General features: G+C 55.7%; 25 protein-coding genes. 13 read left to right on the top strand and 12 right to left on the bottom strand.

Annotation, left to right across the window (positions count from 1 at the left end; translation table 11 throughout):
- Positions 1–63 precede the first annotated feature (63 nt).
- The 6 genes from flhA to hypA form a co-directional block, all read right to left on the bottom strand.
- Positions 64–2,136 carry a formate hydrogenlyase transcriptional activator FlhA gene (gene flhA, locus HV346_RS17610; RefSeq protein WP_181620541.1) on the bottom strand — a complete coding sequence of 691 codons (2,073 nt, stop codon included), beginning with the start codon at positions 2,134–2,136 and terminating at the stop codon, positions 64–66.
- Positions 2,137–2,202: 66 nt separating this feature from the next.
- Complete coding sequence (gene hypE / locus HV346_RS17605) at positions 2,203–3,213, bottom strand: hydrogenase expression/formation protein HypE (protein ID WP_181620540.1); 1,011 nt, start codon at positions 3,211–3,213, stop codon at positions 2,203–2,205.
- Positions 3,210–4,331, bottom strand: a complete 1,122-nt coding sequence (hypD, locus tag HV346_RS17600; RefSeq protein WP_181620539.1) for a hydrogenase formation protein HypD — start codon at positions 4,329–4,331, stop codon at positions 3,210–3,212. The genes hypE and hypD overlap by 4 nt, the downstream gene beginning before the upstream one ends.
- Before the next feature lie 3 nt (positions 4,332–4,334).
- Complete coding sequence (locus HV346_RS17595) at positions 4,335–4,607, bottom strand: HypC/HybG/HupF family hydrogenase formation chaperone (protein WP_181620538.1); 273 nt, start codon at positions 4,605–4,607, stop codon at positions 4,335–4,337.
- Positions 4,598–5,461, bottom strand: a complete 864-nt coding sequence (gene hypB, locus HV346_RS17590; protein ID WP_181620537.1) for a hydrogenase nickel incorporation protein HypB — start codon at positions 5,459–5,461, stop codon at positions 4,598–4,600. The genes HV346_RS17595 and hypB overlap by 10 nt, the downstream gene beginning before the upstream one ends.
- Positions 5,462–5,464: 3 nt before the next feature.
- Positions 5,465–5,815, bottom strand: coding sequence for a hydrogenase maturation nickel metallochaperone HypA (hypA, locus tag HV346_RS17585; RefSeq protein ID WP_181620536.1), 351 nt, complete (start codon positions 5,813–5,815; stop codon positions 5,465–5,467).
- A 210-nt stretch (positions 5,816–6,025) separates the two neighbouring features.
- On the opposite strand from hypA, the gene hycA reads away from it, so the two are divergent.
- The 9 genes from hycA (at position 6,026) to hycI (ending at position 13,828) form a co-directional block, all read left to right on the top strand.
- Positions 6,026–6,490, top strand: a complete 465-nt coding sequence (gene hycA, locus HV346_RS17580) for a formate hydrogenlyase regulator HycA (protein WP_181620535.1) — start codon at positions 6,026–6,028, stop codon at positions 6,488–6,490.
- Between the two features lie 73 nt (positions 6,491–6,563).
- Positions 6,564–7,172: a 4Fe-4S dicluster domain-containing protein gene (locus tag HV346_RS17575; protein WP_181620534.1), complete on the top strand. Its 609-nt coding sequence runs from the start codon at positions 6,564–6,566 to the stop codon at positions 7,170–7,172.
- Positions 7,169–8,995, top strand: coding sequence for a formate hydrogenlyase subunit 3 (gene hycC / locus HV346_RS17570; RefSeq protein ID WP_181620533.1), 1,827 nt, complete (start codon positions 7,169–7,171; stop codon positions 8,993–8,995). Before HV346_RS17575 ends, hycC begins: the two co-directional genes overlap by 4 nt.
- Before the next feature lies 1 nt (position 8,996).
- Complete coding sequence (locus HV346_RS17565) at positions 8,997–9,920, top strand: respiratory chain complex I subunit 1 family protein (protein ID WP_181620532.1); 924 nt, start codon at positions 8,997–8,999, stop codon at positions 9,918–9,920.
- Between the two features lie 15 nt (positions 9,921–9,935).
- Entirely contained in the window at positions 9,936–11,645 is a 1,710-nt protein-coding gene (locus HV346_RS17560; RefSeq protein WP_181620531.1) for a hydrogenase large subunit, read from the top strand.
- Positions 11,646–11,654: 9 nt separating this feature from the next.
- The gene (locus tag HV346_RS17555; protein ID WP_181620530.1) at positions 11,655–12,197 is read left to right on the top strand and encodes a formate hydrogenlyase complex iron-sulfur subunit; all 543 of its coding nucleotides are present in this window, start codon (positions 11,655–11,657) and stop codon (positions 12,195–12,197) included.
- Entirely contained in the window at positions 12,197–12,964 is a 768-nt protein-coding gene (locus HV346_RS17550; protein ID WP_181620529.1) for an NADH-quinone oxidoreductase subunit B family protein, read from the top strand. The genes HV346_RS17555 and HV346_RS17550 overlap by 1 nt, the downstream gene beginning before the upstream one ends.
- A complete protein-coding gene (locus tag HV346_RS17545; protein ID WP_181620528.1) occupies positions 12,961–13,371 on the top strand; it encodes a formate hydrogenlyase maturation HycH family protein in 411 nt (136 codons plus the stop codon). The genes HV346_RS17550 and HV346_RS17545 overlap by 4 nt, the downstream gene beginning before the upstream one ends.
- Positions 13,364–13,828, top strand: coding sequence for a hydrogenase maturation peptidase HycI (gene hycI, locus HV346_RS17540; protein WP_181620527.1), 465 nt, complete (start codon positions 13,364–13,366; stop codon positions 13,826–13,828). The genes HV346_RS17545 and hycI overlap by 8 nt, the downstream gene beginning before the upstream one ends.
- A 52-nt stretch (positions 13,829–13,880) precedes the next feature.
- On the opposite strand, the gene HV346_RS17535 is transcribed toward hycI, so the two are convergent.
- Together HV346_RS17535 and ascF are read right to left on the bottom strand one after the other, a co-directional pair.
- Positions 13,881–15,305, bottom strand: coding sequence for a 6-phospho-beta-glucosidase (locus HV346_RS17535; RefSeq protein ID WP_181620526.1), 1,425 nt, complete (start codon positions 15,303–15,305; stop codon positions 13,881–13,883).
- A gap of 18 nt (positions 15,306–15,323) precedes the next feature.
- Positions 15,324–16,775 (bottom strand): PTS cellobiose/arbutin/salicin transporter subunit IIBC, encoded by a 1,452-nt coding sequence (ascF, locus tag HV346_RS17530; RefSeq protein ID WP_181620525.1) that lies wholly within the window; start codon positions 16,773–16,775, stop codon positions 15,324–15,326.
- A 215-nt stretch (positions 16,776–16,990) separates the two neighbouring features.
- On the opposite strand from ascF, the gene HV346_RS17525 reads away from it, so the two are divergent.
- The 4 genes from HV346_RS17525 (at position 16,991) to HV346_RS17510 (ending at position 21,947) form a co-directional block, all read left to right on the top strand.
- A complete protein-coding gene (locus HV346_RS17525; protein WP_181620524.1) occupies positions 16,991–18,004 on the top strand; it encodes a LacI family DNA-binding transcriptional regulator in 1,014 nt (337 codons plus the stop codon).
- Between the two features lie 132 nt (positions 18,005–18,136).
- Complete coding sequence (gene hydN / locus HV346_RS17520; protein WP_181620523.1) at positions 18,137–18,682, top strand: electron transport protein HydN; 546 nt, start codon at positions 18,137–18,139, stop codon at positions 18,680–18,682.
- A gap of 6 nt (positions 18,683–18,688) precedes the next feature.
- Positions 18,689–20,947 (top strand): carbamoyltransferase HypF, encoded by a 2,259-nt coding sequence (gene hypF, locus HV346_RS17515; RefSeq protein ID WP_181620522.1) that lies wholly within the window; start codon positions 18,689–18,691, stop codon positions 20,945–20,947.
- Positions 20,925–21,947: a HoxN/HupN/NixA family nickel/cobalt transporter gene (locus HV346_RS17510; RefSeq protein ID WP_181620521.1), complete on the top strand. Its 1,023-nt coding sequence runs from the start codon at positions 20,925–20,927 to the stop codon at positions 21,945–21,947. The genes hypF and HV346_RS17510 overlap by 23 nt, the downstream gene beginning before the upstream one ends.
- Here HV346_RS17510 and HV346_RS17505 read toward each other — a convergent pair.
- The 4 genes from HV346_RS17505 to norV form a co-directional block, all read right to left on the bottom strand.
- Entirely contained in the window at positions 21,938–23,587 is a 1,650-nt protein-coding gene (locus HV346_RS17505) for an SgrR family transcriptional regulator (RefSeq protein WP_181620520.1), read from the bottom strand. The genes HV346_RS17510 and HV346_RS17505 overlap by 10 nt on opposite strands.
- Positions 23,588–23,821: 234 nt before the next feature.
- Positions 23,822–23,980, bottom strand: a complete 159-nt coding sequence (locus tag HV346_RS17500) for a hypothetical protein (RefSeq protein WP_181620519.1) — start codon at positions 23,978–23,980, stop codon at positions 23,822–23,824.
- Positions 23,981–24,226: 246 nt separating this feature from the next.
- Positions 24,227–25,360 carry an NADH:flavorubredoxin reductase NorW gene (gene norW, locus HV346_RS17495; RefSeq protein ID WP_181620518.1) on the bottom strand — a complete coding sequence of 378 codons (1,134 nt, stop codon included), beginning with the start codon at positions 25,358–25,360 and terminating at the stop codon, positions 24,227–24,229.
- Positions 25,357–26,796, bottom strand: a complete 1,440-nt coding sequence (norV, locus tag HV346_RS17490; protein ID WP_181620517.1) for an anaerobic nitric oxide reductase flavorubredoxin — start codon at positions 26,794–26,796, stop codon at positions 25,357–25,359. The genes norW and norV overlap by 4 nt, the downstream gene beginning before the upstream one ends.
- Positions 26,797–26,800 lie beyond the last annotated feature (4 nt).

Below are 26,800 nucleotides of genomic sequence, written 5' to 3'. Positions count from 1 at the left end.
GTAGAACAGATGAATGTTGGCGTACACCAGAGTTTATACCACAGCCGCAGTGGGCATTATGCGTTAAACCAGACTCTCTTTATCAATCCCCAGACGTTTCATGCGGGAGAGCAGAGTGGTGCGTTTTAGCCCCAGTCTCTGCGCGGCCCCTTTCGGTCCGGCAACGACGCCATTGGTCTCTTTAAGGACGCGCATAATCAACTGGTATTCATCTTCGCCGTCCTGAGCCACTTCGGTGGCCATCATTGGCTCTTCAGACAGGGAGACTTCGGGGAGCGAGAGTTGCAACACGTTTCCGCGCGTCAGCAATACCGCCCGTTCAATCACGTTTTCCAGTTCGCGCACATTGCCTGGCCACTCCATTAACGACAGTGTCCGTAGCGTTTCGGCTGGAATACTGTCGATGTTGCGTCCCATTCGGCGTGCAATTTTCGCCGTAAAGGCTTTGACCAGCAGCGGGATGTCTTCCGGGCGTTCACGCAGTGGCGGCAGGTAAATAGGGAAAACGTTCAGGCGATAATAGAGATCGCTGCGGAACTCACGGTCGGCGACCATTTTTTTCAGATCACGGTTGGTGGCGGCAATTAACCGTACATCGGTCTGAATCAGCTTGTTACTGCCCAGGCGTTCGAACTCTTGCTCCTGCAATACACGCAGGAGCTTAGGTTGCAGCTCCAGCGGCATATCACCGACTTCATCCAGGAACAGCGAGCTTTTATCTGCCAGTTCAAAGCGGCCCAGTCTTTGGCTACTCGCACCGGTAAATGCGCCGCGCTCATGGCCGAAGAGATCGCTTTCCAGCAAGCCTGCGGGCATTGCCGCGCAGTTCATTTTCACCATGCGGCGGCTGTTGCGGTTACTCAGATTATGGATCGCGCGGGCAATCAGCTCTTTGCCCGTTCCCGTTTCTCCCAGGATCAGTACCGTACTGTCACTTTGCGCCACCATCTCAACCTGCTTAAGCACGCTGTACATTGCGTCGCTGCGACCAATGATTTCGCCAAACTCGCTATCAACATTGTTAAGCTGTTCCGTCAGGGCCAGGTTTTCATCCACCAGCCTCTCCTTCAGGCGGTGGATCTCCTGGTAGGCCAGCGCGTTATCGAGTGCAATAGAGATGCGTTCGGCAATCTGGCGTAACAATTTCAGGTTGGCTGTGGTGAATACGGCTTCATCACACTGGGCCAGCTTCAGCACGCCGAGCATGGTATTACCGGACATCAGCGGCAGCAGACACAGCGTCTGGATCTTATTTCCCCAGGTGTTAAACAGCATCCGCTCATAGGGGGCTAACACATCGCGCTCATTAAGATTAAGCAGCAATATCTCTTTGCTTTTAAATACCCGCTCAGAAAGCGTGCCGGCTTCGTCAACCTCGCTCTGCTCGTGCGCGGGGTTCGCTTCGTCGAGGTAGTGCGTGGAGTAGATATTCAGCTTACCTTTTCGGTGACCCCTGAGGGCAATGCTGATGGCATCAATTTTAAAATAGTGGTGGATCTCTTTGGAGACTTCGCTGACCAGTTCATCCATATCAAGCCGCGAAAGTACGGCATTGGTGATCGCCACCAGAATGCGGAAGTTATCCCGTTCGCGGCTCAACAGATCGTAATCGACGTTATTGGTCACGCGGCTTTGGATTTGTTCTGCCACCACGCCGACGATTTGCGTAAAGGTATGCAGACGTTCGTACTCGGCCTCACTCCAGGGCTGGTTAGCGTTGCGGATAAATTCGCAGCCACCAAAAATACGTCCCTCTGCCGCCAGCGGTAGCAGGCAATAGTGACCGAAGGGTTGATACAACGCGCTCTCTGCCAGCAGAGGCCAGGTTTGCCGGAATTCGTCGAAGTTGCAATGCAGGGCCTCCGGGCGCGAGAGAATGCGACGCACCGGGCCATGAGCCAGAATAGTTTCGTCTTCATACTCAAAAGCTTTACCGTTTTCACGCGTCGAAAAGTAGCTCGCGCGATGGCTTCCGCTATGCCAGAGCACAATGGCAGCGCTATCGGCCAGCGCAGATTGCCTGACCAGCCGCGTCAGGGCGTCGCTCAGCGAGCCCAGATCGGGCTGCTGTAAAAGAGTGCGCGTGATATCAAACAGACCCTGCTGTCCAAGATCGCTCATGGGTGTATACGACATAGTGCATTCCAATAGAAACTGGCAAAAAAGAGAGAAAAAAGTGTGCTGACCGCTTTTGGCGCGGTTCTAGCAAATTCGGGGTAACGGTTCTGCGTGTGGGAGATCCAGCGTGCGTTTTACGCCGTACAGTCCGGTCAGGCGCACCCCTTTGCGCTCAACCACCTCACCGATTATGGCGGCCTCTTTCCCTAAAGGATGAGCCCGTAATTGTTCCAGTACGGCTTCTGCTGCATGGCGTTCCACACCGATGACCAGTTTGCCTTCGTTAGCAAAGTTTAGCGGATCGAGTCCAAGTAGCTCGCATAATCCACGAACGGCAGGTTTGACGGGCAATCCGCGTTCGGTCAGTTCGATACCGTATCCGCAACTGGCCGCAAACTCATGCACCACGGCATTCACACCGCCGCGTGTGGCATCGCGCAGGGCTTTTACGCCAGGAAGAGTACGCAAGGTCTGGATAAGCGGCGTCAGTACCGCACAGTCGCTGCGCAATTCACCGTCAAGCCCAAGCCCTTCACGCAGGTTCAGTATCGTCGCGCCATGACAACCCAGCGTTCCGCTGACCAGTAACACATCGCCAGCCGAGAGTTGCTGAGCGCCCCAGTGAATATCTGTGGGGATCGCCCCCATCCCGGCAGTGTTGATAAACAGTTTATCCGCCGCACCACGCTGTACCACCTTGGTATCCCCGGTCACAATAGCGATCCCCGCGTCACGGGCGGTGCGCGCCATGCTGGTGACAACCGTGGTAAGTGTCTCCATCGGCAGTCCCTCTTCCAGGATAAAACCGCAGGAGAGATAGCGGGGAATCGCGCCGCTGACGGCCACATCGTTTGCTGTACCGCAGATCGCCAGCTTGCCGATATCACCGCCAGGGAAAAACAGCGGATCAATGACATAACTGTCAGTAGAAAAGGCCAGTCTGTCGCCCTGGGCGGTGAGGGAGGCGAGGTCAATTCGCGCCTGATCTTCCTGCTCCGCCAGCCAGGGGTTATTAAAGGCCTCCATAAACAGCTGATTAATCAACTGCTGCATGGCCTGACCGCCACTGCCGTGCGCCATTTCCACCGTGGTCATACTTCACACTCCTGATTACGATACTGATACCACGCCGCGCATGCGCCTTCTGAAGAGACCATCAGCGCACCAAATGCGGTTTGCGGGTTACAGGTGTTGCCAAATAACGGGCATTGATGTGGCTTGCATTTACCGGTTAACACTTCGCCACAGCGGGCGCGAGGATCGTCGCAAACCTGCTGAGGCTGCGGGCGGAAATGTGCTTCGGCGTCGAACGAGCGATACGCAGGCGTCAGGTGCACTCCTGATTCGGCAATCAGCCCCAGGCCGCGCCATTCGCTGTCGCCTTTAACGGCAAAGACGTCGGCAATGGCCTGTTGCGCGAGTCGATTTCCGGCATCGGGAACAACACGGCGGTACTGATTTTCCACCGTACTCTGGGCTGCTATTTTCTGCTCAACCAGCATGGTTACGCCTTGCAGTAGATCAAGAGGTTCGAAACCAGCAACGACTAATGGGCGATTGTAGTCTTTGGCGATAAAACCGTAGGCCTCTGTACCGATGACCATACTGACATGGCCGGGGGCCAGGAACGCGTCAATGCCATTGCCCGGTTCTTCCAGCAGGCTGCGCAGTGTTGGAATGAGCGTAATGTGCTGGCAAAAAAAGAAAAAGTTTTCAATGTTACGGGCTTTCGCCTGTTGCAGCGTAATGGCTGTTGCGGGCATGGTGGTTTCAAAACCCAGGCCGAAAAACACCACTTTTCGGGCAGGATTTTCCACCGCCAGCCTGAGCGCATCCACGGGAGAATAGACAATACGGACATCAGCTCCGCGCGCTCTGGCCTGGAGCAGGGATCCCTTTTTTCCCGGGACGCGCATCGCATCGCCAAAGGTGCAGAAAATCACATCAGGCTGGCTGGCGATCTCCAGACAACTGTCGATACGCCCCATGGGCAGGACGCACACCGGGCAGCCAGGCCCGTGGATAAACTCAATGTTTTCCGGTAGCAACTGGTCAAGGCCAAATTTGAAGATCGCATGGGTATGTCCGCCGCACACTTCCATAATGCGCAGAGGTTTTTCGGCAGTGTAATTCAGCCGTGTGGCCCGTATTTTCAAATGCTCTATGAGCTGCATCACCTGTTCAGGTGCGCGATATTCGTCGACGTAGCGCATGGCTTACTGCTCCTCACCATAGAGAAGTGCGCCGACATCAGGCTCAACGTCGAACATATTTTGCAGAGCATCCAGCGTGTCGCGCGCTTCCGCCTCGTTTATCACACTCATCGCAAAACCGACATGCACCAGCACCCACTGGCCGATGCGTGGTGTGCCTGTCTCATCGTCGCTGCCCACCAGCGTCAGGTCGACATCACGTAGCACACCGCAAACGTCCACTTTGGCCTGAACACCGTCGATAGAATGTATTTGCCCTGGAACGCCTATGCACATCGTTCGTTCTCCAGCCAGTTCAGCCAGTTGTCCATCCCGTCACCCTGTGTGGCGGAGACCAGCAGGATCTCAATATCAGGATTCACTTCGCGGGCGTAAGCCAGGCATTTTTCGACATCGAAATTCAGATAAGGCAGAAGGTCGGTTTTATTCAGCAGCATCAGCGATGCGGCGGCGAACATATGCGGGTATTTCAGCGGCTTATCTTCTCCTTCAGTCACGGACAGCACCGCTACCTTGTGGCGCTCGCCGAGATCAAAGCTGGCCGGACACACCAGGTTCCCCACGTTCTCAATAAACAGAATGCCGTTATCTGCCAGCGGCAGACGCGGGGCGGCGTCGGCAATCATCTGTGCATCCAGGTGGCAGCCTTTCCCGGTATTGACCTGAATGGCAGGTGTACCTGTCTCGCGAATACGCGCAGCGTCATTTACCGTCTGCTGATCGCCTTCAATCACCGCGCAGGAAACACGCTCGTTCAGGCGTTTGAGTGTTTCGGTTAACAGGGTGGTTTTACCGGAACCCGGGCTGGAGACCAGGTTAAGCACCAGGTGTTTGCGGGTGGCAAAACGGGCGCGGTTACGGGCCGCCAACTGGTTATTCTTGTCAAGTACGTTGATTTCAACTTCCAGCATTTTACGCTGGCTGATGCCCGGCGCGTGTGTGCCTGCTTCGCCGTGACCGTAGTGAAGATCGCCGGCATCGGATTGCTTAGGTGTGAAGGTGATGCCCGTCAATGCCCCGGAGTGGCGGGGGGCGGGAGAAAATGGCGCGGAGCGAAACGCGGAATGAGGACGATGTTCATCCCCTTCAATATAGAGGTTGCCTTCGGCGCAACCACAGGTGCTACACATAATTTACTCCTGATCGATTTCGAGGCGTTGGATCTGCAACCCGTCATCCGCCACGATGCGAAGCCCGGTGCTCTGGCACTGTGGGCAGCGTTGTACCTTCGACGACAGCAGCGTGACGTATTGCTGGCATTGCTCGCACCAGCACTCCGCCTGCTGTTCTTCAATATGAAGCTGGCAGCCCTCCGCCAGCGTGTCGCGACACACCAGTTCAAAGCAGAAGGTCAGGGCACTGGTTTCGACGCAGGAAAATGCCCCGACTTTCAGCCAGACGCCGGTAACACGTTTTGCGTTATGCAGGGTTGCCTGCTGTTCGATTAATTCCAAAGCCCGTTGGCAGAGGGTGAGTTCGTGCATGACGCCTCCTCAATGAATTGCCCCGTTAATGCAATAACAGTGCCATCTTGATTTTTGTTAAGGCGTGACGGTGTCGGCGCTGTCGAAATGACACGTCGACACCGCTGTTTTGACAGACTGGATTTGGTTAAAATTATTTAAAATCAATATATTAAAAATTGGCATGGAATCTGCTTAATAGCCGCAATCTCCATTAATCGGACACCTTGTATGACCATTTGGGAAATTAGCGAGAAAGCGGATTACATCGCGCAGCGCCATCAGCAGTTACAGGAGCAATGGCATCTCTATTGCAACTCTCTGGTACAGGGGATCACCCTGTCGAAAGCCCGTCTTCATCATGCCATGAGCTGTGCCGCACAAGGTGATATGCGCTTTGTGTTGTTCGGGCATTTTACGGTTTATGTCTCGCTGGCTGACACCTTTAACAGCCACACCATTGAGTATTACGTCGAGACAAAAGAGGGTGAAAAACAACGTATTGCCCAGGCGCAGTTGATGGCCGATGGCATGGTGGATGGTCACGTCAGCAACCGCGATCGTCAGCAGGTTCTGGAACATTATCTGGAGAAAATCGCGCCAGTTTACGAGGGGCTTTATACCGCGGTGGAGCACGATTTACCGGTAAACCTGAAACAGCTGATTGCTGGAAATATTTCAGCCAACGTTGCCTGATTTGTTCCGAGTGTCGAGAAGTGTCGATAAGACAGATTTTCGTCAAAAATGACCATCACCAGAGGATTACCCGGTGAACCGTTTTGTAATTGCTGACTCGACGGTCTGTATTGGCTGTCACACCTGTGAGGCGGCGTGTTCGGAAACACACCGTCAGCACGGGTTACAGTCAATGCCGCGTCTGCGCGTCATGCGTAATGAAAAAGAGTCTGCCCCGCAGCTCTGCCACCATTGTGAGGATGCCCCGTGTGCGGGTGTTTGCCCTGTTAATGCGATCACTCGCGTAGAGGGTGCTGTACAGCTGAACGAAAGCCTGTGCGTAAGCTGCAAACTGTGCGGCATTGCCTGTCCGTTTGGGGCCATTGAGTTTTCCGGCAGCCGTCCGCTGCACATTCCGGCGAACGCCAACTCCCCGAAAGCGCCGCCAGCCCCTCCCGCTCCGGCTCGTGTGAGCACATTGCTGGACTGGGTTCCCGGCGTGCGTGCCATCGCAGTGAAATGCGATCTCTGCAGCTTCGATGAGCAAGGCCCGGCCTGTGTGCGTACCTGCCCGACCAAAGCACTAATTCTGGTCAATATTCGCGATATTGCGCGAACCAGCAAACGTAAACGCGAGCTCACGATCAATTCCGATTTTGGCGATCTTTCGCTGTTTCAGTCTCAGAACGAGGGGGCGAAATGAACGCAACGACCTTGATGAGTAGCGCGGTGATGGTCTTTGCTGCGACGGCTGTTTTGGCGCTGGTCTTCTCCTTCTGTAAAACCCTGAGCGGCTGGATAGCAGGGATTGGTGGCGCACTCGCCAGTGCGATGACCACGGCGACGGGAGCGATTGTGTTGATGGGGGGGCAATCTACCGGGGCGAGTTTGCCGTTGATCCGTCATGCGATTCAGCTCTCACCGCTGAATGCCATCTGGCTGGTGACCTTCGGCCTGTGCGGCTTTTTTATCAGCCTGTTTAATATTGACTGGCATCGTCACCCGCAAATCAAACCGAACGGCCTGCTGGTGAATTTGCTGATGGCGACCGCGATTTGCGCCGTCACCGCCAGTAACCTGGGCGCGCTGGTCGTGATGGCGGAGATCATGGCCCTTTGCGGCGTGTTCCTCACCGGATGTAGTGTATCCGGCAAGCTGTGGTTTGCACTTGGACGACTCGGCACGCTGCTGCTTGCGCTGGCGTGCTGGCTGGTGTGGCAACGCTATGGCACGCTTGAATTTACGCTGCTGCATGAACGCACGCAGGTGCTGCCATTGGGCGCAGATATCTGGCTGTTGGGAGTCATCGGTTTTGGCCTGCTGGCGGGGATCATCCCGCTCCATGGCTGGGTTCCTCAGGCACATGCCAATGCCTCAGCCCCGGCCGCCGCACTGTTTTCGACCGTAGTGATGAAGGTTGGGTTATTCGGCATCCTGACGTTTTCACTGGTGGGGGGGCAGCCTCCGTTGTGGTGGGGTATTGTGCTGATGCTGGCGGGAATGGTCACGGCATTTGTCGGCGGGTTGTACGCGCTAATGGAACACAATATCCAGCGTCTGCTGGCGTACCACACGCTGGAAAACATCGGCATTATTCTTCTCGGTCTCGGGGCGGGTGTGACGGGGCTGGCACTGAATCATCCGGCGCTGATTGCAGCCGGGTTTATTGGCGGTCTGTATCACCTCATTAACCACAGCCTGTTTAAAAGCACCCTGTTCCTGGGCGCGGGCAGCGTCTGGTTCCGTACCGGTCATCGCGATATTGAAAAGCTGGGCGGTATTGGCAAAAAAATGCCGGTGATCGCCTTATGTATGCTGGTCGGGCTGATGGCGATGGCGGCGTTGCCACCGCTGAATGGCTTTGCCGGTGAGTGGGTGATTTACCAGTCCTTCTTTGCGCTCGGCCAAAGTGACGTGTTTATCGCGCGTCTGTTGGGGCCGCTGCTGGCTGTTGGCCTGGCGATCACAGGCGCACTGGCGGTGATGTGCATGGCGAAAGTCTATGGTGTGACGTTCCTTGGCGCACCACGCACCCGTGAAGCGGAAAATGCCTGCTGCGCACCGTTGCTAATGGCAGCCAGTGTGGTGGCTCTGGCGTTGTGCTGCATTATTGGCGGCGTGGCGGCGCCATGGCTTATCCCGCTGCTTGGCAAGGCGGTTCCGCTGCCGCTCACGACCGCACACACCACGGTTTCCCAGCCGATGATTGCCCTGTTGCTGATTGCTGCCCCGTTGCTGCCGTTTGTGCTGATGCTCTTTTTCCGCCGCGACCGGTTGCCTGCGCGTTCGCGCGGTGCGGCCTGGGCCTGTGGTTACGAACATGAGCAATCCATGGTGATCACTGCCCATGGTTTTGCCATGCCGGTTAAAGAGAACTTTGCCGCTGTGTTGAAGCTGCGTCACTGGCTTAATCCGGTGGGGTGGATCCCGGGCTGGCAAAGTGCCGCTGTACCTGCGTTGTTCCGCCGTCTGGCCGTGATTGAGCTGGCAGTACTGGTGGTGATTGTGATTTCACGAGGAGCCTGACATGAGTCTGTTACTGGCATTACTTCAGGCGCTGGTGTTATTCGCCGTTGCGCCATTGCTATCGGGAGTGAGCCGTGTGGCGCGCGCCAGGATGCATAACCGTCGCGGGCCTGGTGTGCTGCAGGAGTATCGCGATCTCTTCAAATTGCTGACTCGTCAGAGCGTCGCACCGGATGCGGCAGGCTGGGTCTTCCGCCTGACCCCTTTTGTGATGGTTGGCGTGATGTTAACCATCGCGACGGCGTTACCGGTGGTGACGGTAGGGTCTCCGTTGCCTGTGCTTGGCGATCTGATCACGCTGATCTACCTCTTCGCTATCGCCCGTTTCTTCTTTGCTATTGCCGGGCTGGACACCGGAAGCCCGTTTACCGGGCTCGGAGCCAGTCGTGAGGCAATGTTGGGCGTTCTGGTTGAGCCAATCCTGCTGTTGGGGCTGTGGGTTGCCGCGCAGGTTGCGGGCTCTACGCACATCAGTTTTATCACTCACACCGTTTATCACTGGCCTGTCGCCCGTTCCATTCCGCTGATTCTGGCTCTGTGTGCCTGCGCCTTCGCCACCTTTATTGAGATGGGAAAACTACCGTTCGACCTCGCTGAAGCAGAGCAGGAGTTGCAGGAAGGACCGCTCACCGAATACAGCGGCTACGGTTTTGCCGTGCTGAAGTGGGGTATTAGCCTTAAACAACTGGTGGTGTTGCAAATGTTTGTTGGCGTTTTCTTCCCGTGGGGACAGATGACGCATTTCTCCGTTAGTGGTCTGGTGCTGGCCGTGGTGGTTGCGGCGCTCAAGCTGCTGATCGGCGTGCTGGTGATTGCGCTGTTTGAAAACAGCATGGCGCGCCTGCGTTTTGTGGCCACCTCACGGGTTACCTGGGCTGGTTTTGGATTTGCATTTTTAGCGTTCGTCTCCTTGCTGGTGGCGTGATTTAAGAGAGTATTTATGTCTGAAGAAAAAAAAGGTCAGCAGTATCTCGCCGCACTCCACCAGGCCTTTCCCGGCGTGGTGCTGGATGAAAGCTGGCAGACTAAAGACCAGATAACCCTCACTGTGAAAGTGAACTACCTGCCGGAAGTGGTAGAGTTTCTCTATTACCAGCAGGGTGGCTGGCTGTCCGTTCTGTTTGGTAACGACGAGCGTCAGCTTTGCGGCAATTACGCGGTGTACTACGTCATGTCGATGGAGCAGGGCGAGAAGTGCTGGGTAACGGTACGCGTAGAAGTGGACCCGAACAAGCCGGAATATCCGTCAGTCACGCCACGTGTTCCTGCCGCTGTCTGGGGGGAACGTGAAGTCCGCGATATGTACGGCCTGGTTCCGGTTGGCCTGCCGGATGAACGTCGCCTGGTGTTGCCGGATGACTGGCCGGACGAACTTTATCCGCTGCGTAAAGACAGTATGGATTACCGTCAACGTCCTGCGCCCACCACGGACAACGAAACCTACGAGTTCATCAATGAGCTGGGCAGCAAAAAGAACAACGTTGTGCCGATTGGCCCGCTGCATGTGACCTCTGATGAGCCTGGGCATTTTCGCCTGTTTGTCGATGGTGAAAACATCATCGACGCCGACTACCGTCTTTTCTATGTCCACCGGGGTATGGAAAAACTGGCGGAAACCCGTATGGGTTACAACGAAGTGACCTTCCTCTCCGACCGCGTATGCGGCATTTGTGGTTTTGCCCACAGCACCGCCTACACCACGTCGGTGGAAAACGGGATGGGGATTGTCGTACCGGAACGCGCACAGATGATCCGCGCGATTCTGCTGGAAGTGGAGCGTCTGCATTCTCATCTGCTGAATCTGGGGCTGGCCTGTCACTTTGTCGGTTTTGATTCCGGGTTTATGCAGTTCTTCCGCGTGCGCGAAGCGTCCATGAAAATGGCGGAGATCCTGACCGGGGCGCGTAAAACCTACGGGCTGAACCTGATCGGCGGGATTCGCCGCGATCTGCTGAAAGACGACATGATCCAGACTCGCCTGCTGGCACAACAGATGCGCCGTGACGTGCAGGATTTGGTGGATATGCTGCTGAGCACGCCAAACATTGAACAACGTACCGTCGGTATTGGCCGTCTTGATCCGGAAATCGCCCGTGACTTCAGTAACGTTGGTCCCATGGTGCGTGCCAGCGGCCATGCGCGTGATACCCGTGCGGATCACCCGTTTGTCGGTTACGGCCTGCTGCCGATGACGGTGCATAGTGAGCAGGGTTGCGATGTTATCTCTCGTCTGAAAGTGCGTATTAACGAAGTTTTCACCGCGCTCAATATGATCGACTTCGGGCTGGATAATCTGCCTGGTGGCCCGCTGATGGTGGAAGGCTTTACCTATATTCCTGGCCGCTTTGCCCTCGGTTTTTCCGAAGCGCCACGCGGAGACGACATTCACTGGAGCATGACTGGTGACAACCAGAAGCTGTATCGCTGGCGTTGTCGTGCGGCAACATACGCCAACTGGCCGACGCTGCGCTATATGCTGCGTGGCAACACGGTTTCAGATGCGCCACTGATTATCGGCAGCCTTGATCCTTGCTACTCCTGCACCGACCGTATGACGGTGGTGGATGTAAGGAAGAAAAAAAGCCAGGTCGTGCCATATAAAGAGCTTGAACGCTACAGCATCGAGCGTAAGAACTCGCCGCTGAAATAGGGATTTGTCATGTTTACCTTTATCAAAAAAGTGATCAAAACCGGCGCAGTAACCAGCAGTTACCCGCTGGAACCGATGCCGGTCGATAAAAACTTTCGCGGCAAACCTGAACACAACCCGCAGCAGTGTATCGGCTGCGCGGCCTGCGTTAATGCTTGTCCGTCGAATGCCCTGACGGTCGAAACGGATCTTGCCACACAGGAGTTGGCCTGGCAGTTCAATCTGGGGCGCTGCATCTTTTGCGGTCGCTGCGAAGAGGTGTGCCCAACGGCGGCGATTAAATTGTCGCAAGCGTACGAACTGGCGGTCTGGAAAAAAGAGGATTTCCTGCAGCAGTCGCGATTTGCGCTGTGTCATTGCCGTGAGTGCCATAGACCGTTTGCCGTCCAAAAAGAGATCGACTACGCCATTGCGTTGCTGAAACACAACGGGGATATCCGGGCGGAACATCACCGGGAGAGTTTTGAAACCTGTCCGGAATGTAAGCGACAGAAATGCCTGTTGCCATCCGATCGTATTGATTTAACCCGCCATATGAGAGAGGCCAGCTAATGGATAACTTACTGGGCCCATGCGACGACAGAGGGATCCCTGTTCCGATGACGGTGGATGAGTCCATCGCCAGCATGAAAGCGTCGCTGCTGAAAAAAATCAAACGTTCTGCCTACGTCTACCGGGTGGACTGCGGTGGTTGCAACGGCTGCGAGATTGAGATTTTCGCAACACTGTCGCCGCTGTTTGATGCCGAACGCTTTGGTATCAAAGTTGTACCGTCACCGCGTCATGCTGACATTTTGTTGTTTACTGGCGCAGTAACCCGTGCCATGCGTTCGCCTGCGCTACGTGCGTGGCAGTCTGCGCCCGATCCAAAAATCTGTATCTCTTACGGGGCGTGCGGCAACAGCGGCGGTATCTTCCACGACCTCTACTGCGTATGGGGCGGGACGGACAAAATTGTGCCAGTGGATGTGTATATTCCGGGTTGCCCGCCAACACCTGCGGCCACGCTGTACGGTTTTGCGATGGCGCTCGGCCTGCTGGAGCAAAAAATCCACGCCCGCGAACCGGGTGAGATCGACAATCAGCCCGCAACCATTCTTCATCCGGACATGGTGCAACCGCTGCGCGTGAAGGTCGATCGCATGGCGCGCAAACTGGCAGGCTACCGCTATGGTCGCCAGATTGCGGATGATTATCTGCGTTTGCTGGGCCAGGGAGACCACCAGGTTGCCCGCTGGCTGGAAGCGGAAAACGATCCGCGGCTGAATGAGATTGTGGCAAACCTGAATCAGGTGGTGGATGAGGCGCGTATCCGATGAGTGAAAAGGTGGTGTTCAGTCAGCTGAGCCGTAAGTTTATTGATGAGAACGATGCCACGCCGGATGCGGCGCAGCAGGTGGTCTATTACAGCCTGGCGATTGGCCATCACCTGGGGGTGATCGACTGCCTTGAAGCGGCGCTAAGTTGTCCGTGGCCGGAGTATCTGGCGTGGATCGCCACACTGGAAGAGGGCAGTACCGCGCGGCGCAAAATGGAGGGCGTACCGAAGTACGGCGAGATCGTTATCGACGCCAACCATATTGCGATGCTGGCGAATGCCTTTGATGCAGCACTCAGCCAGCAAACCCCCGAGCAGCAGGCCTGGAGTAAAATTGTCCTCAGTATGCTGCACGATATTCATCAGGAGAGCGCCATCTATCTGATGGTGAGGAGATTACGTGACTGACGTTTTATTGTGTGTCGGCAACAGCATGATGGGTGATGATGGCGCAGGTCCACTGCTGGCGGAGATGTGCGCCGCTAATCCCCTGGGGAACTGGGTAGTGATTGACGGCGGCAGCGCACCGGAAAACGATGTGGTCGCCATTCGTGAACTGCACCCGGACAGATTGCTGATTGTTGATGCCACCGATATGGGGCTAAACCCCGGCGAGATCCGCCTGATTGACCCTGATGACATCGCGGAAATGTTCATGATGACCACCCACAACATGCCGCTGAACTACCTGGTCGATCAGATTAAGGATGACGTGGGGGAGGTGCTGTTTCTGGGCATTCAGCCGGATATCGTTGGGTTTTACTACCCGATGACGCCCCCGATCAAAGAGGCGGTGGAAGTGGTTTATTCCCGGCTTGGTTCGTGGGTGGGGAAGGGGGGATTTGACCTTCTCACTCCGGCCTGAAAACCGCACCGGGCAATCCCCTCTTCCCTTCGGGATGAGGGGAAACCGCATGTTACGCCAGATCCGCCCCGTTACTCGCAATCACTTTCTTATACCACCAGAACGATTTCTTGCGCTTACGATCCAGCGTTCCGTTGCCTGCATCGTCGCGATCGACATAAATAAACCCGTAACGCTTGCTCATTTCACCCGTGGAGGCAGCCACCAGGTCGATACAGCCCCATGTGGTGTAACCGATAAGCGGAATACCGTCTTCGATGGCGTCGCCCATTGCGCGGATATGTTCGCGCAGGTAGCTGATACGATAGTCATCGTTAATCTCGCCGTTGGCATCAATGTCATCTTTCGCACCGAGGCCATTTTCCACCAGGAACAGGGGTTTCTGGTAGCGGTCGTACATCATGTTCATGGTGATACGCAGACCCAGCGGGTCAATACCCCAGCCCCATTCACTGACTTCGATATGCGGATTGCGCAGGGACTTCACGATATTCGCCGCATTGGTATTGTTTGCATTCATATCCGCAGACGCACAGCGCGAGGCGTAATAGCTGAATGAGACAAAATCGACCGTGTGTTTCAGCAGGTCGTCATCGCCCGGATCCTTAACAATCACCACCCCTTTTTCGCGGAACACGCGCGCCGAGTAGGCCGGGTAGCTGCCGCGCGCCTGCACGTCGATAAAGAACAGGTTTTCACGGTCTTTTTCCAGCGCCATCCATACGTCTTCTGGTTTGCAGGAGTACGGGTAGAAGTTACCGCCCGCCAACATACAGCCGACCTGGTTTTCCGGGTTGATCTCGTGGGCGATTTTGGTTGCCAGCGCACTTGCTACCAGCTCGTGGTGCGCGGCCTGGTATTTCACCTGATCTTCGTTTTCACCCGCTTCAAACACCAGACCCGCGCCGGAGAAAGGACTGTGCAACATGATGTTGATTTCATTGAAGGTCAGCCAGTATTTCACCAGACCGTCAAATTCTTCAAAGCAGGTACGCGCATAACGGGCGAAGAAATCGACCATTTTACGGTTGCGCCAGGAGCCATACTCCGTGACCAGATGCATAGGCACATCGAAGTGGCAGAGTGTGACCAGTGGCTCAATGTTGTATTTTCTGCACTCTTCAAACACGGCGCGGTAAAAGGCGATACCTTCCTGGTTTGGCTGCGGTTCGTCGCCGTTTGGGTAGAGGCGGCTCCAGGCAATCGAGGTGCGGAATACGGTGAAACCCATCTCCGCCATCAGCGCGATGTCTTCTTTATAGCGATGGTAAAAATCAATCGCCTCGTGGCTTGGATAAAACTCGTCATCACGCAGCGAAAAACGTTTTTCCTTCCCGACTTTTACCGCCAGACGGTTTGCGCCGTGGGGGATCATGTCGACTGTGGTGAGTCCTTTTCCGCCTTCACGGTAAGCCCCTTCACTCTGGTTGGCGGCCAGCGCACCACCCCATAAAAATCCTTGTGGAAAAACAGACATTTTTACCTCGCTATAGAATTATGCTCGTGCTGCTTGTGCCTGAACCGGCGCAGTGTGCAGGGCGCGGGTTTTTTCCGCGTCATCCTCAACCGGGATATCTTCAAAGCCGAGAATCAACGTCAGGACAAACGATAACACCACTGCCAGCGCCATCACGCCAAATACCCAGACGATGGACATTGGATTGGCCGGGTCGAAGAACTGTACGCTGGTAAACAACCCTGGTGCGGCCATCGAATGGCTGGCGAGCCCGGCAATCCCGGCAACTGCGCCGCAGATAAAGCCGCTGATAAGACTCGCAATCAGCGGACGCTTCAGACGAACCGCCACGCCGTACAAAGCAGGTTCGGAGATCCCCGCCATGATGGCAGAGGCTGCCGCCGCCAGCGCGGTTTGACGCAATTCCGGGTTTTTCGTTTTCCAGGCGACCGCCAGCGATGAACCGCCGAGTGACAGGTTAGCGCCAATTTCCGATGGCATTACCATGCCTTCTTTGCCTGTTTCGGCAATGGTCTGAATGATGGTGGGGGTAAATACGCGGTGCATCCCGGTCATCACCAGCAGTGGCCAGAGTGCGCCCATGATGGCAACGGACAGCCAGCCCAGATAACCATGAATGGTGTAAACCAGCGCGGAGATCGCGCTTCCGATCCAGATCCCGAGCGGGCCAATCAGTACGATGGCGAGCGGCGCGGCAATCAGCACAATCAGCATCGGTTTGAGGAAGTTTTTGGTCACGGCCGGGGTAATTTTATCTACCCAGCGTTCGATGTAGGACAGACACCAGGTCATCACCAGCGCCGGGATCACGGTGTAAGTGTATTTCACCGCAGTGACCGGAATAAAGGCGAACTCGACGTGTTCACCTTGTGCAGCTTTTGCCATCAGCTCAATGAAACTGGGGTGAACCAGTACGCCTGCAATAGCAATCGCCAGTGACATGTTGGTTTTGAATTTCACGGCAGCAGAGGCGGCGACCATCAGTGGCAGGAAGAAAAATGCGCCGTCCCCAATCACCGTCAGTATGGTCAGTGTTGGCGCACCTTTGGTCAACACGCCGGTCATTTCCAGGATCATCGCCAGCAGTTTGACCATCGACCCACCGATAATCGCCGGGATCAGTGGTGACATGGTTCCGATCAGCGCATCCAGGATCCCCGCACCAATGCGGCGGAAAGTCAGCTTTTGCGGGCCTTCGGGAAGGGCTGGCTGCATCTCTGTCGGCAGCAGATTCACGACTTCGCGGTAGGCCTGAGAAACGGTATTGCCAATGATTACCTGACACTGGTTATCGTTACGTACCACGCCGAGTACGCCGCTGATGCTTTTGAGCTGTGCGCTGTCGAGCTGGCTTTCGTCTTTCAGGACGAAACGCAGGCGCGTCATGCAGTGGGTGACGGCGACAACGTTGTCTTTGCCGCCGAGTGCGCTAACAACGTCTTTCGCCAGCGCAGCGTAATTTTTGGCCATCGGATGTGATCCTGTTGTCGTTATGAGAATAGATAGGAAACCGGTTCCACATAATCATCATGAGTTTCTTTGAATGAAACAAGATCATGTTTTGTACATTTTTTATATTCGTGATGATGATCACTATGGGGTGTTGAAAGCGTGATATTCGTGCTGGGACAATTTTTCTGTGGTGCAGTACACTGCGCCCCATCAGTTTCAAACGGAATAAAAACATGACCACGATGCTGGAAGTGGCGAAGCGGGCGGGCGTTTCGAAAGCGACGGTATCCAGGGTGCTGTCGGGAAATGGCTACGTGAGCCAGGAGACGAAAGACCGGGTGTTTCAGGCGATTGACGAGAGCGGCTATCGTCCCAATTTACTTGCGCGCAATCTGGCCACCAAACGGACGCAAACCCTTGGGCTGGTCGTCACGAACACGCTATATCACGGGGTCTACTTCAGCGAGTTGCTGTTCCATGCTGCCCGAATGACGGAAGAGAAGGGGCGACAGCTGATTCTGGCGGATGGTAAGCACAGCGCAGAAGAAGAGCGTAAGGCGATCCAGTATCTGCTCGATATGCGCTGCGATGCGGTGATCATCTACCCGCGTTTCTTAAGCGTGGACGAGATGGACGACATCATCGAGAAGTGCGAGCAGCCGATTATGGTGCTTAACCGTCGCTTGCGTAAAAACAGCAGCCATTGCGTCTGGTCTGATCATAAAGCCTCCTGCCAGGCGGCGGTGTCGCAACTCATCGAACAGGGGCATCGGGATGTCGCCTTTATCACCGGATCTCTGGACTCCCCAACCGGCATTGAGCGTCTTTCCGGCTACAAAGAGGCACTGGCGCAGCACCAGATCCCGCTTCGTCCTGAATTGATTGCCCAGGGAAAATGGAACCCGGCCAGCGGTGCGGCGGCGGTATCTGAGCTGTTATCCCGTGGCGAGACCTTTACAGCACTGGTGGCGAGCAATGACGACATGGCGATCGGCGCCATGAAACAGCTTCACGATAGCGGGATTGCTACCCCTGCGGCGGTGTCGGTGATTGGCTTTGATGATGTGGCGATTGCGCCGTATCTCACCCCCTCTCTCTCCAGCGTGCGAATTCCGGTAACGGAGATGATCAAAGAGACGATTAGTCGTCTGATCTTCATGCTGGATGGCGGTGAGTTTATCTCCCAACAAACCTTCTCTGGTGAGTTGATTTTGCGCGACTCCGTTACGCCGGGCCCTCATCTTTGACGTCGACACCTGTCATCGTCACTTGTGACGATGACAGCGTGGGAGTCTTTCTAAATTCAGTTAAATCAATACATTAAAAATTGGCACGTTTTATGAATGCTTCCGCGCATGACTGTTATGCTGGAGAAGCAGATGAACCGTTTTATGATGGCCGATGCCAGTAAGTGTATTGGTTGCCGTACCTGTGAAGTCGCGTGCGTAGTATCCCATCAGGCGGAGCAGGATTGTGCATCCCTGACCCCGGAATCTTTCCTGCCACGAATCCACGTCATTAAGGGCGTGAATATTTCAACGGCGGCCATCTGTCGTCAGTGTGAAGATGCCCCCTGTGCCAATGTGTGCCCTAACGGCGCGATCAGCCGTGAAAAAGGCTTTGTACATGTAATGCAGGAACGTTGCATTGGGTGCAAAACCTGCGTAGTAGCGTGTCCTTACGGCGCGATGGAAGTCGTGGTGCGCCCGGTTGTCCGTAACAGCGGCGTCGGGCTGAGCGTGCGAGCAGATAAAGCTGAAGCTAACAAATGTGACCTGTGCTACCACCGTGAGGCAGGGCCAGCCTGTATGGAAGCCTGTCCGACGCACGCGCTGGTTTGTGTGGATCGTGACAAGCTTGAACAGATGAGCGCGGAAAAACGCCGCCGGGCGGCATTCGACACGTCGTCATCTTTGCTGTTCTGAGTGACGATGAACGGTAACGGCGTACAACTGCGGGTGCGCGGCAAAGTACAGGGCGTGGGGTTTCGTCCTTTCGTCTGGCAACTGGCGCATCAGATGCAGTTAACTGGCGACGTGTGTAATGACGGTGAGGGTGTGCTGGTGCGTCTCCTCGGTAATGGGGGGGATTTTACCGCGAGGTTGCGCCAGCAGTGCCCACCGTTAGCCCGTATCGACGAGGTTGAAACGCAGCCTTACGCCTGGCTGGCTGAACCTGCCGGTTTCACCATCCGGCAGAGTGCGGGTGGGGTGATGGACACACAGATTGTGCCGGATGCCGCCACCTGCCCCGCGTGTCTGGCGGAGATGCGCGATCCCCATGAACGCCGCTACCGTTACCCGTTTATCAACTGCACGCATTGCGGACCCCGCTTTACCATCATTCGTGCGATGCCTTATGACCGTCCCGCGACCGTCATGGCGCGGTTCCCGCTCTGTAAGCCATGTGATGCGGAGTACCGTAATCCTGCCGATCGACGCTTTCACGCCCAGCCTGTAGCCTGCCCGGATTGCGGGCCTGAGCTTGAATGGCGAGCCGAAGGCGTGCACGCGACGCGCGACGCGGCTCTGAATGCCGCGGTTGAAATGCTAAAAAATGGCGGGATTGTGGCCATCAAAGGCCTGGGCGGTTTTCATCTGGCATGTGATGCGCAAAATGGACAGGCGGTGGCGCGGTTACGGGCACGAAAACACCGCCCGACGAAGCCGCTGGCGGTGATGATCCCGCAGGCGGATGGTCTGCCTGACACGCTTAGTGTGCGCCTGCACTCTCCCGCAGCTCCCATTGTGCTCACCCCCAAAGTATGGCTTCCCGATTTGCCACACGACATCGCACCGGGTCTGGAGACCATTGGCATCATGTTACCTGCAAACCCGCTTCAGCATCTGTTGATGATGGATCTTCAGCGCCCACTGGTGATGACATCTGGCAATCTCAGCGGTAAGCCGCCGGCAACCAGCAACACACACGCGCTGGCGATGTTGGGGAATATTGCCGATGGCGTGCTGCTGCACAACCGCGACATCCTGCAACGCATGGATGATTCTGTACTCGATCAGGATGGTGCGATGCTGCGCCGCGCACGTGGTTTTGTACCGGATGCAATTCCGTTGCCTTCAGGCTTCACCGCAATCCCGGCCATGTTGTGTCTGGGAGCGGAGATGAAAAATACCTTCTGCCTGGTGCGTGATGGCCAGGCGGTGTTGAGCCAGCATTTTGGCGATCTCAGTGATGACGGTGTCGAAAGACAGTGGCGTACTGCGCTGTCGGTGATCCAGCAGATGTATGCCTTCACACCAGAACGCGTGGTGTGCGATGCTCACCCTGGATACCGCGCCCGTCAATGGGCGCAAGACCAGATGTTGCCTGTCGAGGCCGTGTTGCATCACCATGCCCATGCAGCGGCATGCCTGGCGGAGAACGGCTGGCCACTGGAAGGTGAGGATGTGATTGCCCTGACGCTGGATGGCATTGGCATGGGGGATAATGGCGAACTGTGGGGCGGTGAATGCCTGCGGGTGAATTATCTCGAATGTGAGCATCTTGGCGGTTTACCCGCTGTGGCGCTACCAGGCGGCGATCTGGCTGCTTCGCAACCGTGGCGTAACCTGCTCGCTCACTGCCTGGCATTTGTGCCGGACTGGCAGCAGCGAGCAGAAGCCCATGCCGTATTGGCGCAAAACTGGCCGTTACTGGCGACAGCGATCGGGCGCGGGATCAACGCGCCACTGGCTTCATCCTGTGGGCGCTTGTTCGACGCGGTTGCCTGCGCGCTGGGGATCACGCCAGAGGCACAGCGCTATGAAGGCGAAGCCGCCTGTAAACTGGAGGCACTCGCTGCCCACGGTTCGGGCACTGAACACCCGGTCACGCTAGCGGTAGAAAATGGCAACCTTGTGCTCCGCACCTTCTGGCAGCAATGGCTGGACTGGCAGGCAGAGCCGTGCGAGCGCGCATGGGCGTTTCATGATGCGCTGGCAAAGGGGCTGGCAGAGCTGGTTACACACCATGCCCGACGTTTCACCATCCGGACGGTGTGCTGTAGCGGAGGGGTATTACACAACCGGCTGTTACGCGCGCGACTGCAACATCATCTGCATGAATTTAATCTTCTTTTCCCTTATCGCCTGCCTGCAGGTGATGGGGCGATCTCCTTCGGGCAGGCGGTTGTCGCCGCGGCCCGGTCATGTTCACAAAGGATCTCAAATGTTACGACTCTTACGCAATGAACCTCGTGCAGCACTTTTGCTGCTGGCTCTGGTGATGGCCAATCTGTTGGCCTGGGGCTTTGCATGGCAGACCTTCAGCGGTAGCACGGCGCTGATGGCCGCAAGCCTGCTGGCCTGGTGCTACGGATTGCGTCATGCGGTGGACGCCGACCATATCGCGGCGATTGATACTGTCACCCGTAAGATGATGCAGCAGGGCAAACGCCCGTCCGGCGTGGGGGCGTGGTTCTCTCTTGGGCACTCCACCATCGTGGTGCTGGCTTCAATTGCAATAGCGGCAACGGCCACCGCATTTCAGAAGAACATGGCCTGGTTTCATGAGACGGGCAGTCTGATCGGTACTGCTGTTTCGGCCACGTTTTTACTGGCGATGGCACTGGTCAATATGGTGATTTTACACGGCGTATGGCGGAGTTTTCAGGCGCTGAAAAAGGGCCAGACGGCAACCAGTGACGTGCAGTTTACGGCCCAGGGCGGGGTGATGAACTGGCTGTTTGGTACGACCTTCCGCCTCGTCAATAAAAGCTGGCAGATGTACCTGGTCGGTTTTCTGTTTGGTCTCGGTTTTGATACCGCCACTGAAATTGGCGTATTAGGGATCTCTGCAGCCAGTGCGTCGAGCGGAATGTCAGTCTGGTCAATCATGATCTTCCCGGCGTTGTTTGCCAGCGGAATGGCGCTGATCGACACCATCGATAATTTACTGATGGTCGGGGCCTATGGCTGGGCATTCAACAAACCGCAGCGCAAGCTCTACTACAACATGACGATCACTGGCACATCCGTTGTGGTTGCGCTGTTTATCGGTGGACTGGAAGCGCTTGGTCTGCTGATGGACAAGTTCGCGCTTAGCGGCGGTATCTGGGATGCCATTGGCGCGGTGAATGACAATCTCGGTAATGCCGGGTTTGTGGTCGTTGGGCTATTTATCGCCTGCTGGCTGATCTCGATGATCAACTACCGCTGGCGTGGTTATGACGCGCTGGTGGTTCATTCCTGAACAGGCGGCAGCCAGGCGCGGGTGAAATCAAGCCAGCCACCGGCTGTCAGCACAATGTCCTGCACGTTTTCCATGGTGTTGATGCGATAACGGTAGTGAAAGAGCGGCGTACATGCGCCGCTTTCCAGCAAACGGCGAAAGAAGGGGACGAGATGACGGCTCAGACTCGCTTCGCTCACGCAGTACCCCATCAGTTTCTGCTTCTCATCCTGCCACACTGTCTCACTCAACGCCGTGGCCCATGCCGGCTCGTCCGTAAACCATTCAGCCAGCGCAAAGCCGGGTAATTCTCCAGACAGGTAATCACCGAGCAGGAGATCGGCATCGACGAGTGCGTCCTGAGCGTGCCATGCATCGCGGTCTTTTGCACAGATCATCAGTTCACACCGCCGTTTTTTCAGGCGAGCGCGGAGCGTCTTGGCGAGTTCATAAAGCTCGGGTGTGTGATAAAAGACCAGCGTCAATGTTTCAGGCAACGGCGCGTCAGGCGCTATCCGGAACCGGGGTGTCTCCAGTCCCGGAAGTATTTCAGTGCGGGGCAGTAAATCATCCCGCGCAGAGAAGCGTTGCTGGTTGATGTCCAGAATTTCCTGGCGCAGCCAGGTCGCGAGCGGCTGGGACAGCCTGGCGTTCATCATGAGCCAGGTGAAACCGCCATTGGTGGAAGAGGCTGTCTGCTGGGCGTTTTGGCCTTTTCCCACGGTTATCCAGGCGGGGGTGGGCGTCCCGGAGCGAGTTCGCCAGAATTCAATGGCATGCAGGAGCGGGTGCGCGGCAAAGTACCAGGGTTGCCGCTCCAGACGCAAATAGTGTGAATGATGGTGGGCGATGGCAAAGGGACCCGCCCCGATATCCGGCAGTTGTGGGTGAGGGAGGCGGCAAGCGTGATGCGCAAGACGATGTGCCAGAAATGCATCCGGGGCGTTGAGGGTGATTTGCAGACACCAGGGGGCGCTGAGCGTCACCTGGCTGATATGCCGCAGCCCGGTATTTCGCGTTGGATCGGCCAGTGCCTGTTGCAGCGCGCTGAGAATGTCGCTATCGCTGATCGCCTGCCCGTTATGCCAGTGCGCGCCGCTGCGCAGATAAAACCGCCAGCACAATGTGTCGTCGCTGATATCCCAGTGATGCGCCAGATCAGGCGCAGGCTGTGTCTGACCTGGCGCATAACGCGTCAGCCCCGCGTGAACGGCACAGATAATATGTTGCTCGGCGCGACGGCGCTGCAATGCCGGGTGAAGCGAGGTGAGCGGACGATACCAGGGGATACGCAATGTCGGCTGGTGCTTGAGCCATTTCCCGCCGAGAAACGGCGTGATGATGTGATGCAGGCTGGCCGGGTTGCCATCGGCCAGCTGTAGGGCACTTTGGTAATCCCCTTTTTCCAGACAGGCATGCATGAGCGGCGCACTGAGTTCACTGGTGCTTGCCTTGCAGTGCAGAGTTGCCCGGTGACCACGCCCTGGTTGCGCGTCCCAGAGTAACCATCCACTCTGCGCAAGCTGGCGCAGCAGGGGGCGTGCGTGGCGCTCACTGCACAGGGCGACTTCAGCCACTTCGGCAATTGTTGTCAGCGTGGGCTCTGCACCGTAGTGCTGCGAAAGGCGTTGATATTGTCGAATTTTTTGCAGTTGTCGCATGGTGTTATCCGCCGCCAGGGAGAGGTTGGGAGTGTAAATCTTTTTGCGGAAGAAATAAGGTTAAGTTGTCGGAAGTGTTCCGGTTTTGTCGGGTGAGTTCATTCTGAACAGGTTTTTCCTCTTAAAAAGAGAATGCAGGAATAGGGAAAGTGAATGATATTTTTCCTCGCGCTTCATTTTCCCGGCTGATAATGAAGCGCTAAATAATCGACATTTAATGTTATTATCCGGTTGTTAGCGCTTAATATGACTTACCGGGATCATTAATTCTCGTAAACGCTCGATTCGTGCCTCCGGGCTCAGGTATAGCCAGCGAAATAAGATTTTCTCTTCATGCGCCACTTTCTTGAAATAGACCGCAAGGGCGTTGAGGTCTTCCGCAAAGTTTGCCATGGCATTTCTCCGGTTGGTGTTAATACCTCATTAAGGTAATCCGGAATAAACGGATAAAACAGGCCGCTGTTTTTCGGGTGTTCCGTATTTATATATTGATAAAAATAATAGACAAGGGATTGATAGCGATGATTTACCTGATTTGTATTTATTTAATGAATAGAATGCGAAAAAAAAAGCCCCGGGACATCGGGGCGGCGGATAATAAAATCCTAAGGTTAAGTCAGCGTGGTAAAAAAATGGCAGTTAAGCGGGCAGGGATTTCAACAGAGCGAAAGCCTCCTTCATCCGATCTTCGCTAACGACAAAGGCGCGCATCTGACCGTCGCTGTCGACGCCGCGAGCCACCATTCCCTGCGGCTCAATGGCAATCTGCCAGCTCAAATCCTGCCGCTGTGTTTCGCCCGCGAGATGCAGCGGCAGCTCCGGTGTTTTCACCTTCACCAGCATGGCCGGTAATTTGAGTGGCGTGCTGGCCCCAAGCAGATTTTTTGCCAGATACAATGCGCTTAACTGGATCGGCTGCAGGAAGGGCAGCACCTGACCATTAATTTCTGCGCAGTCGCCAAGCGCGTAAATATCCGGCTGCGAGGTTTGCAGATAGCTGTCGACGTTCACACCACGGTGTGTTTCAGCTCCGGCGCGATGCGCCAGAGCGGTTTCCGGGCGCAGGCCCGTCGCCGCGATAACGACGTCCACGTCAATACCGCGATGGCGGTCGAAGGTCGCCCGAATGCCGCAGTCTGTTTTTGCCAGGCTTTCCAGCCTGGATTTCAGCAGCAGATGCACACCCATATCGGTCAGACGATGCTGTAAGCGACTGCTCACTTCTGCTGGCATCAGGGCTGACAGAATGCTCGATGCGTGATCCACCAGCGTGACGGATTTACCCGCCCGGCAAAAATCCATCGCCAGCTCAGTCCCAATCAGACCTCCGCCAACAATCATCACGCGCTGAGCATCACGAAGCCGGGTTTCGCTGGCCTGATACTCTTGCTGGCTGTTGAGAGTGATCATCAGCTCGCGACCTTCCACTGGCGGGACAAACGCCGATGCCCCGGTCGCCAGTACCAGCTTGTCGTACTGCCAGCTCTTGTCTTTGGCTTTCACCACATGTGCGGCGGAATCAATATCCGTTACCCAGGTATAGGGGAACAGCCGCAGGTTAAACAGTTCCGCAAACTCCCCCGCCGTCTGGCGGGTCAGTTCTTCTGCACGCTGATTCTGGCTGATGACATGGCTTAAATCGGGCTTGTTATACTCGTCCATGCTGTCAGCGGCGATCAGCGTCAGCGGAATATTCGTATCTTGTTTGCGAATATTTTTCACCAGTTGGCGGGCGGCAAAACCCGAGCCGATGATGACGATTCCGTTGCTCATTTTGCCTCCGTCGCCAGCTCGTCAAAGACGTCCTTACCGAGTGAACATTCCGGGCACAGGAAGTTGTCCGGTACGTCGCACCACGGTGTTCCAGGTGCAACGTCCTGCAACGGCTCGCCCAGTTCAGGATCGTAAATCCACTGGCAGACGCTGCACTGCATGCATGGGCCAAGATCGGCAGTGGTGACACTGGCGCTGGCTTGTTGTTGCGCAGGTTTCACCGTGGATTCAGGCAGGGGAGCGAGCGCCCACTGACGTGCGATGTCGCGGCCATGCTGACGGCAGATTTCCAGGGCATCAATGTCCGGACGCCATTTGGCTTTCAGGCTCATCGACATCTCAAAACCGGCATCCTGTAAGCGTGTGGAGAGGCGGTCTACCGCGCCGCCGCTCCAGCCGTGAGATCCAAAGGCACTGGCACGTTTATTACGAAAACGCAGGCCTGTCATCTCTTCGACCAGACCGGCGATTTTCGGCATCATCACGTTGTTCATGGTGGATGTACCGACCAGCACGCCTTTAGAGCGGAAGACGTTGGTCAGGATGTCGTTTTTATCGCTGCGCGCCACATTGAAAATTTTCACGGCCACGTTAGGGTCAACTTCGTTAATGCCCTGGGCGATAGCATCGGCCATCATGCGGGTGTTGTTGGACATGGTGTCGTAGAAAAGGGTGATGCGATCTTCCTGATAATCTGCCGCCCATTTCAGGTACAACTCAACAATCTGGGCTGGGTTTTCACGCCATACCACGCCGTGAGAGGTCGCAATCATATCGACAGGCAGGTTGAAGCCGAGGATTTCGGTGATTTTGGGTGTGACCAGACGGCTGAACGGGGTCAGGATATTGGCGTAGTAGCGCTGGCACTGTTCGAAGAGTTCGGTCTGATCCACTTCATCGTTGAACAGGCGTTCGTCACAGTAGTGCTGGCCGAAGGCGTCGTTACTGAACAGTACCGCATCACCGGTCATGTAGGTCATCATGCTGTCGGGCCAGTGCAACATCGGAGTTTCAACGAAGATCAACTGTTTGCCGTTACCGATGTCCAGGGCGTCACCGGTTTTCACGGTATGGAAATTCCACTCCGGATGGTGGTGATGGCCGTTGATGGAGTCGATGGCATTGGTGGTGCAGTAAATCGGGGTGTCCGGAATGTAAGACATTAGCTCGGTCAATGCGCCGGCGTGGTCTTCTTCCGCGTGGTTGATGATGATGTAGTCGATAGCCTTCAGATCGATTTCACTGCGCAGGTTTTGCACGAACTCACGGCTGAATTTGTGATCGACGGTATCGATCAGAACATTTTTACCTTCGCGAATGAGATAGCTGTTGTAGCTGCTGCCGCGCAGGGTTTTATATTCCGTCCCGTGGAAATCACGCACTTCCCAGTCACGTTGACCAACCCAATGAATGTTATTTTTAACCAGAATAGACATAGCA

Origin of the sequence: Enterobacter sp. RHBSTW-00994, from assembly GCF_013782625.1 — a bacterium.
Lineage (GTDB): Bacteria > Pseudomonadota > Gammaproteobacteria > Enterobacterales > Enterobacteriaceae > Enterobacter.
Note: the sequence above shows the minus strand (reverse complement) of the source record. Positions and strands in the feature narration are given on the sequence as shown.